The following is a 7,221-nucleotide window of genomic DNA, read 5'->3' on the forward strand; positions in this document are numbered from 1 at the left end:
AAACCAAAATGATTGGTTACCTTGGAATTATATTGATACTATCAACAAAATCAAAAACCACTCTCTATAAAAAATTTAATTCCATTCATTGTGTTTGTAAAATGCACTTATTGGGAGGACACCCTGTACCTGGGTACCATGAAAGAAAAGGAATTTTTCCCATTTCCCAAATTTTAAAGGGAATTGTATAAAAACTTGATTTTGCCATATCTGGTTTTATTCTAGAATCAAAAGATGAAAAAATATTGAACAATATCATGCTTAAATTCGACATAATTTTCAAAATTTTGAATTTCATTAATAAAATTTATTCTCGAATTGATTTCAAGACAAACACCATATAATTGCCTTGGTTTTATTATTTGAGAGGAAGGTTTTAATATTTTTAAATTATCAGCATAACAAGAAAGAGGAAAAAGAGCTGCCGTTTTTAAAAACAAGCGTCTGTCCATATAAAATTCCTTATCGTTTTAAAAAGAAAATTTATATGAATCCTATTTTGAAATGAGTCTCGGATCAATGACAAAATCAAAGATTAAAATATTTTAATCTTTGATTTTATTCAAAACAATTTATAAAAAAAAATTAATATTTGAAATGTTTAATTGGCTCGCCTTTGGATTCAAGATCCTTTAAACTATCAATACCTAATTTAATATGAATATCAGTCCATTTTGCCGAAATATTTTTATCGCCCGCTTCTGTTTTAACACCTTCAGGTGTGATTGGAACATCGGAGACAACTAATAAAGCCCCTCTTGCAATTTCATTGTGTAGACCGACCATGAGAATTGTTGCCGTTTCCATATCAATCGCAATGCATTTCATACTATGCATATGTCTTAAAAATGCTTGATCATGCTCCCATACTCTTCGATTTGTTGTATAAACCACTCCAGTTCGGTAATCATGACCTGCTTCAACTATTTTTTGAGAAACAAATTTATGCAGCTTAAATGAAGGCAGTGCAGGCACTTCAGGGGGAAAATAATCGTTTGAAGTTCCTTCACCCCGAATTGCTGCAATTGGTAAAATAAAATGACCAATTTCGGTAGAATGCTTTAGACCACCGCATTTACCCAAAAACAAAACCGATTTAGGTGCACGTGCGCTCAATAAGTCCATCACTGTCGCTGCATTTGCTGAACCCATTCTAAAATTAATAATGGATACATTTGATTTTTTACATGTTGAATTTGGCATAGCCCTATCTAGACCAACTACTTTTGAATCTGTCATTTCAGCAAAACGGTTCACATATGTTTGAAAATTTGTAAGTAAAACATGATCCGCAAAGTCCTCAATTTTTGTTCCTGTATAACGCGGTAACCAGTTTTTACAGATCTCTGCTTTTGTCTTCATAAAAACTCCCAAAGATAGTATACTCATTGTAGTTGCTTTAAATTTCCATTCTCACATTATACATGTAATACAAACTTAGTATCTTATTCAAGCAGTTATACCATTTATCTTATTAAAAATATGAAATTCAAATTATGAAGTAAATTTTAAAACAACAAATATTTATAAATATAATAACAAAGTTTTAAATATTCCAGAGAAGTATATCAAAAAAAAATAAAAAAAGCTTTAAATCATCATAGTATTCATATATTTAAGAAAACTGATTTTTAACCTTTAAAAGTCAAATGAAGAGTTGTTATTTTCATATTGACCTTTAAATAATGCACTGGGTAATGAGTTTATGACGATTCAAAATAATGATTCTATATCAAGTTCATTAAAACAAAATTTAGAAAAATACTCGGAAAATATAAGTTTATTAATAAATAAACTAAATAATTTATTTCAAGACAAGATATTGCTGCATTTTCAAATTTACAATTGTGAAGGCTACGTTTACAATACAAATAGTAAATTTGTTGCTACTAATTCTGTTCCAAGACATATTGAACATATGATTTCTTGTAAGGAAAACTATATTTTATTAAGGTTTTTTTGTAATATTCAAGAATATTTTTCAAAAAATGACCATAATGAGTTTTGTAATGAATTAAAAAATAAATACAATTGTCCTATTTTTTTTATGACACCATACTCAGATTCTTATGAAATTGAAGAATCTTTTATTTTAAAACCAAACTTTGAAATAAAAATATATATTTATGAAAATAATATTAAAATAATATTTGAAAATTATAATGAAAATTTATCTTTATATGAAATTACAAAACAAGAATGCAATTTTATATTTTCAAATCCAAAAAGTTTAAAAATTAAAAATATCAAAAAATCAAATAAAAAATTGGTACTTAATGAAAATTTAAAAAATATAATTTCACAAGCTCAAAATCATATGAATATAGGAGATTGTTACTTAGCAAATATAACATCTACAAATATTTTTTCGAAAAATAATAATTTTATTTCTGCTCATGATTTTTATGAAGCCTGGCTTTCCATTTATTCTCGTTTTGGAATATTTTATAAAGATAGCAAAAAAGCATTAGCTTCTTTTTCCCCTGAAAGATTTATTTTATTAAAAAATAATCTCATTTTGACTGAGCCTATTAAAGGGACTTTAAAATCAAATCAGGCTCGTCCTACCCAACAAGACGCCGATCAAATTTGGTCTATTAAAAAAGAAATCTATGAACATACATTAGTTATTGACCTCATGCGCAATGATTTATACCAAGTTTGTGAACCAGAAAGCATTTCTGTATATAAACCGTTTTTTGCAAGAATATCGGGCTCTTTCATACAAATGCAAAGTTTTATTATTGGAAGCACTAAAAAGGGGACAAACCTGAATACTTGTTTAAGATTCATGTTACCTGCAGGTTCAATAACAGGAACTCCTAAAAAAAGGGTTTGTGAAATCATTTCAAATCTTGAGACAAATAAAAGAGGTTATTATACAGGAATATCTGGAATTATGGAAATAAATGGAGACTTTGATACTACAATTCTCATTAGAAGCATTTATATGAGTAAAAGGGGGGTCTATTATGGTGTCGGAGCTGGAATTACCTCTTTATCAGATATAGACTCCGAATTTGAAGAGTGCGAATTAAAATTAAATTCCATTTTACCCGTTTTTGAAAGCAGATTACATGATTCTTTTTGTTGACCACTATGACTCTTTTAGCAATAATTTAATAAGCTGGTTTTTATCAAAGGGTTTAAATTTATGTATTAAATCATATCATGAGCTAGATAAAATCGATTCATTCGATGAGATTAAAGGTGTTATTTATTCACCAGGACCAGGACACCCATCCGAATATACTGAATCCCTCAAATTTTATAAAAAAATCCCTGAAATAATGCCTTTTTTGGGGGTTTGTTTAGGGCATCAGCTTCTTTTGTACTCTGAGGGTGGAAAGATAACCCAAATTAGTGAAAAACCAATACATGGCCGTCAAATAACACTTTCAAACCCTATCCCCTCTAAATTTTTTTTAGAAAATGAACTAGATGGCACTTTTGTGCTTTATAATTCTTTAGGATGTAAAATAGATGATCCCATTTTCAAAGAAAATATGTTAGCACTAGCCTTTGAAGAAGGCTTTGTATTAGCAACAGAGCATAAAGTTTATCCAAGAATAGGCGTCCAATTTCATCCTGAAAGTTTTGCTAGTCCAGGGGGAAATACCATTTTAAATTCTTTTTTAAGGCTCATTTCATGATCGGCCGTTTATATGCAATCATTTTTATTTTATTAATCGCTTTTTCATTATGGTACCAAAAAAAATATCTTGAGGTATCTTCAAATGAATTAAATTCACAACTTGATTTTGAAGATAGTATTTTACCTACAAGTATAGCAAAAAACTTTAACACTAAATTTTATGATAATGGAAAATTAAAATATACTTTTTCGGGAGATAAAATTATTTATTTTACCGACAATCACTTTGAAGCTGAAGGAAATCTGATTTACGAATCTTATGATGAAAAACAAAAGAATAATATTGTGATTAAAACTCAAAAAGCTTTTGGAATTATGGAGTCAGACTCAAATCAATCTTTACAACAGTCCATGGCTATTGGTGCAAATAGCAGAATTAAAAATGCAACGTTACCTAATGATGTTTTAATTAATTTTGATGGAAATAATGGAAAAGCAAATTATGTATTCATTGATATGGAAAAAGAAACCATTCAATCTCCAAATTATTTTATTTCCAATGGGACTCAAGGAAACATAAAAGGAAATGGATTTAAATATTCAATAAAAAATGAAGAATTTAAAATTTTTTCGAACGTAGATGGAGATATTAATTTAAATAAAATTCCAGAAACAAAAAAAGATAGTAAGGTACTAAAATGAAGTTTTATTCCTCTTGTAAAATTATAATATCAATCTCTATTTTTTTTAGCTTTATTCAAAATTCAAATGCTGATTTTGAAGAGTCTTTACCAAATAATTTTAACTCTCAAACAACGAAACATTCCGAACAGACAGATTCCAGTAATACGGTAAGAAATAAAAATGAAATTGATAAAAAAACAAAAGAAAACTCATCTAAAAAAAGTCCTACAACCCAAGATAATTCCTCGAGCAACGAATTTGCTAAACACAACAGCAATGCCCCAGTTTATTTTGATGGTAATACGGCAGATGGGTCTCTAAAAACAGGAATATTAAATCTTGTAGGAAATGTCGTTCTTATACAAGATGATACTAAGTTAACATCTGACAAAGCAAAATTGATAGGCAATCCTGGAAAAAGTTTTACTTCGGGTTCCCGTTCTATTCAAAAAGCAATTGCTACTGGAAATGTTCATATCTTAAAAAAGAGTTCTCCTAATGCTCCTGAAATCAAAGCCAATGCGAATGAAATTGAGTTTTTAGTCCCTAAAAGAATTATGATCTTAAAAGGAAAAGCAAAGGTTTGGAAAGAGCAAGAGTTTATTAATGCTGAATATATAGAAATCAATCTTGAAACAGGTGATATCAATTTAAAAGAACCCCATGGAACAATTGATCCACGCTCCACTTCAAATATGGGTAAAAGCAATACAGTATCAAAAACATCAAAAGATAAGGTCCAAAAATGAAAGAAAACCAACTCACTTCCTCAAATTTAATTCGTAAATTTGGCACACGTACGGTAGTGGATAATGTTTCTTTTTTTGTAAATAGTGGCGAAGTTGTTGGTTTACTAGGGCCAAATGGAGCTGGAAAAACAACAAGCTTTTACATGACTGTTGGCTTATTAAAACCAAGCTCAGGAGAAGTAACTATTGATGGAAATAATATAACAGAACTTCCTATTCATAAAAGAGCTCGTATGGGTATTGGATACCTTCCACAAAATTCAAGTGTTTTTAGAAAACTTACTGTGGAAGACAATTTAAGAGCTATTATGGAAGTTTGGGGAGTTCCAAGAAACAAGCGGTCTCAATTACTTGAAAAATTAATTGATCAATTTGGTATTGGTCATATTAGAAAAAGTTTAGGAATAAGTCTTTCAGGTGGTGAACGAAGACGTCTAGAAATTGCAAGAACCCTTGTTATTTCTCCTCGATTTTTATTATTAGATGAACCTTTTGCAGGGATAGATCCTGTTACTGTTGCTGAAATTCAAGAACTTATTAAAAAACTTGTCGCAGAAGAAAATTTAGGGGTTTTAATTACTGACCATAATGTAAGAGAAACTCTATCATTATGTAGTCGAGCCTATATTTTAGCTGGAGGAAAAATACTTGCGGAAGGTTTACCAGACGAAGTCGCCACAAATGAAAAAGTAAAACAAGTTTATTTAGGAGAAAATTTTACTTTTTAAGAAAAATAAATAAATTCATTTCAATTACTTACAATATAAATATCTACTTTAGCAATTCCCTTTTTTGTAATACCTAATTTTTTAGCTGCTGCTGCACTGAGATCTATCACTCTATCTTCAACGTAGGGGCCTCGATCATTAATCTCAACAAATACAGATTTTCCTGTTCTTACATCTTTAACCATAACAATTGATTTAAAAGGAAGTGTTTTACTTGCTGCTGTTAACTTATTAGGATCAAATTTATCACCACTTGCCGTTTTTCTACCTGCCCATTTGTAATCATAAAATGAGGCTAATCCTCTTTGGTAAAATGAATAATTACTAAAAATTTTAGAATTCGTACTCTTATCCTTTTTTGTAGTGGTACAACCAACAAAAACAAAGAAAAGTAATACAATTTTTACCGAAATTTTTAAAATTCTCATCAAATATACCTGTATTTATAATAAAAAAAAGAGCTAAAATAAATATGAACTAATTAATTAGAGACTTAAGCTCCATTCATTCTAACCTATCAAATCAAATTTCAGCATGAAAGAAAAAAAACAGTCCTGCCAAAAAAATGTTGTGGTAACAAAATAAAAAATAATCATTATTTATATATGATACACATATTAAAGTAATTTATTAATTATTGGTTACAAAGCATATTTGCTTGTTTTTTAGGCTAATATACTTCTCCCTAGTGGGTAAAATTTGCCTAATATCGGAGCAATAGAACCTTAAAAACAATGAATTTAAATGTTTTTTAAACACTTAAATGATTTTCAGACTCCCTGCTCCCTATTTATTGCTATTTAAAAGTTCAATTTTAAGCCTTTGGATTTTGAATAGACCGGAATATGGTTAATAGATCCCAATTATCACTTTTCAAATATTCTGCTATCTTTTTTTTGTTATTAGATGATGTTTTACCAGTTGTTAATACATCATCTAATAACAAAATTTTTGAACTATTATTATTATCAAAATTTTCTATTTGATTTTTATCTAAAAAAATTTTTTGATTTTTAAACTCATTTGAAAATGCAGATCTTTTTTTTGAAGGTATAAGAGCCTGCTTTAAAGACTTATTTAATAATATTGGCCTTATTATTTTATATTTAAGAGCTCCATTTTCAGCTTGAATTGATTTAAAAATGCTTTCAAAAAATTCTGTAGGATGCCAACTTGATTCAAGGATACGTTCTTTTCTTAATGTAGGAAATACAATATAGTCATATTCATTATCAAGCAAAATTTTTAAAATATTATTTTTTATTACTTCAAAAAACAAATCATAAAAAAGTAATTTTGCATTATAATCATTTTTATCTTTTGCTAATACTAAAATTTCTGGCAGACCTGAAGGTGTCCTCCCAATAAGTGATTTTTACAAAGCATAAATCCAGAATTAAATCTCCTTTTGAGGAGGAGATTTAAATGGAGATGGAAAATAGAATTTTAAAATTGTCAGAACAAG

Annotated in this window: 10 protein-coding genes; 6 read left to right on the top strand and 4 right to left on the bottom strand. The window is 28.6% G+C overall.

Annotated features, from left to right (window positions below; all coding sequences use genetic code 11):
* Positions 1-191, top strand: a 191-nt coding sequence (locus ACIQ56_RS12680; RefSeq protein WP_397601427.1) for a hypothetical protein, incomplete at its 5' end; no start/stop codon positions are given.
* Between the two features lie 36 nt (positions 192-227).
* Here the strand turns inward: ACIQ56_RS12680 and ACIQ56_RS12685 are convergent.
* Both ACIQ56_RS12685 and ACIQ56_RS12690 read right to left on the bottom strand, forming a co-directional pair.
* Positions 228-452 carry a hypothetical protein gene (locus ACIQ56_RS12685; protein ID WP_397601428.1) on the bottom strand — a complete coding sequence of 75 codons (225 nt, stop codon included), beginning with the start codon at positions 450-452 and terminating at the stop codon, positions 228-230.
* Between the two features lie 133 nt (positions 453-585).
* Entirely contained in the window at positions 586-1,362 is a 777-nt protein-coding gene (locus tag ACIQ56_RS12690) for an AMP nucleosidase (RefSeq protein WP_397601429.1), read from the bottom strand.
* Between the two features lie 343 nt (positions 1,363-1,705).
* On the opposite strand from ACIQ56_RS12690, the gene ACIQ56_RS12695 reads away from it, so the two are divergent.
* From ACIQ56_RS12695 to lptB, 5 genes are read left to right on the top strand one after another with little or no spacing between them, the layout of a single operon-like run.
* A complete protein-coding gene (locus tag ACIQ56_RS12695) occupies positions 1,706-3,094 on the top strand; it encodes a chorismate-binding protein (RefSeq protein ID WP_397601430.1) in 1,389 nt (462 codons plus the stop codon).
* Complete coding sequence (locus ACIQ56_RS12700) at positions 3,078-3,653, top strand: aminodeoxychorismate/anthranilate synthase component II (protein ID WP_397601431.1); 576 nt, start codon at positions 3,078-3,080, stop codon at positions 3,651-3,653. The genes ACIQ56_RS12695 and ACIQ56_RS12700 overlap by 17 nt, the downstream gene beginning before the upstream one ends.
* Positions 3,650-4,297, top strand: a complete 648-nt coding sequence (lptC, locus tag ACIQ56_RS12705) for an LPS export ABC transporter periplasmic protein LptC (RefSeq protein WP_397601432.1) — start codon at positions 3,650-3,652, stop codon at positions 4,295-4,297. The genes ACIQ56_RS12700 and lptC overlap by 4 nt, the downstream gene beginning before the upstream one ends.
* The gene (locus ACIQ56_RS12710) at positions 4,294-5,028 is read left to right on the top strand and encodes an LptA/OstA family protein (protein ID WP_397601433.1); all 735 of its coding nucleotides are present in this window, start codon (positions 4,294-4,296) and stop codon (positions 5,026-5,028) included. The genes lptC and ACIQ56_RS12710 overlap by 4 nt, the downstream gene beginning before the upstream one ends.
* Positions 5,025-5,756 carry an LPS export ABC transporter ATP-binding protein gene (gene lptB, locus ACIQ56_RS12715; RefSeq protein ID WP_397601434.1) on the top strand — a complete coding sequence of 244 codons (732 nt, stop codon included), beginning with the start codon at positions 5,025-5,027 and terminating at the stop codon, positions 5,754-5,756. The genes ACIQ56_RS12710 and lptB overlap by 4 nt, the downstream gene beginning before the upstream one ends.
* Positions 5,757-5,776: 20 nt before the next feature.
* On the opposite strand, the gene ACIQ56_RS12720 is transcribed toward lptB, so the two are convergent.
* Positions 5,777-6,184, bottom strand: a complete 408-nt coding sequence (locus ACIQ56_RS12720; protein ID WP_153421731.1) for a septal ring lytic transglycosylase RlpA family protein — start codon at positions 6,182-6,184, stop codon at positions 5,777-5,779.
* A gap of 386 nt (positions 6,185-6,570) precedes the next feature.
* Entirely contained in the window at positions 6,571-6,996 is a 426-nt protein-coding gene (locus ACIQ56_RS12725; RefSeq protein ID WP_397601435.1) for a hypothetical protein, read from the bottom strand.
* Between the last annotated feature and the right edge of the window lie 225 nt (positions 6,997-7,221).

Origin of the sequence: Silvanigrella sp. (assembly GCF_044369315.1) — a bacterium.
Lineage (GTDB): Bacteria > Bdellovibrionota_B > Oligoflexia > Silvanigrellales > Silvanigrellaceae > Silvanigrella.

Coding starts and splice junctions, on each gene's coding strand:
- ACIQ56_RS12700 (WP_397601431.1), top strand. CDS start 3,078: ATGATTCTTTTTGTTGACCACTATGACTCTTTTAGCAATAATTTAATA.
- ACIQ56_RS12685 (WP_397601428.1), bottom strand. CDS start 452: ATGGACAGACGCTTGTTTTTAAAAACGGCAGCTCTTTTTCCTCTTTCT.
- lptC (WP_397601432.1), top strand. CDS start 3,650: ATGATCGGCCGTTTATATGCAATCATTTTTATTTTATTAATCGCTTTT.
- lptB (WP_397601434.1), top strand. CDS start 5,025: ATGAAAGAAAACCAACTCACTTCCTCAAATTTAATTCGTAAATTTGGC.
- ACIQ56_RS12695 (WP_397601430.1), top strand. CDS start 1,706: ATGACGATTCAAAATAATGATTCTATATCAAGTTCATTAAAACAAAAT.
- ACIQ56_RS12710 (WP_397601433.1), top strand. CDS start 4,294: ATGAAGTTTTATTCCTCTTGTAAAATTATAATATCAATCTCTATTTTT.
- ACIQ56_RS12690 (WP_397601429.1), bottom strand. CDS start 1,362: ATGAAGACAAAAGCAGAGATCTGTAAAAACTGGTTACCGCGTTATACA.
- ACIQ56_RS12720 (WP_153421731.1), bottom strand. CDS start 6,184: ATGAGAATTTTAAAAATTTCGGTAAAAATTGTATTACTTTTCTTTGTT.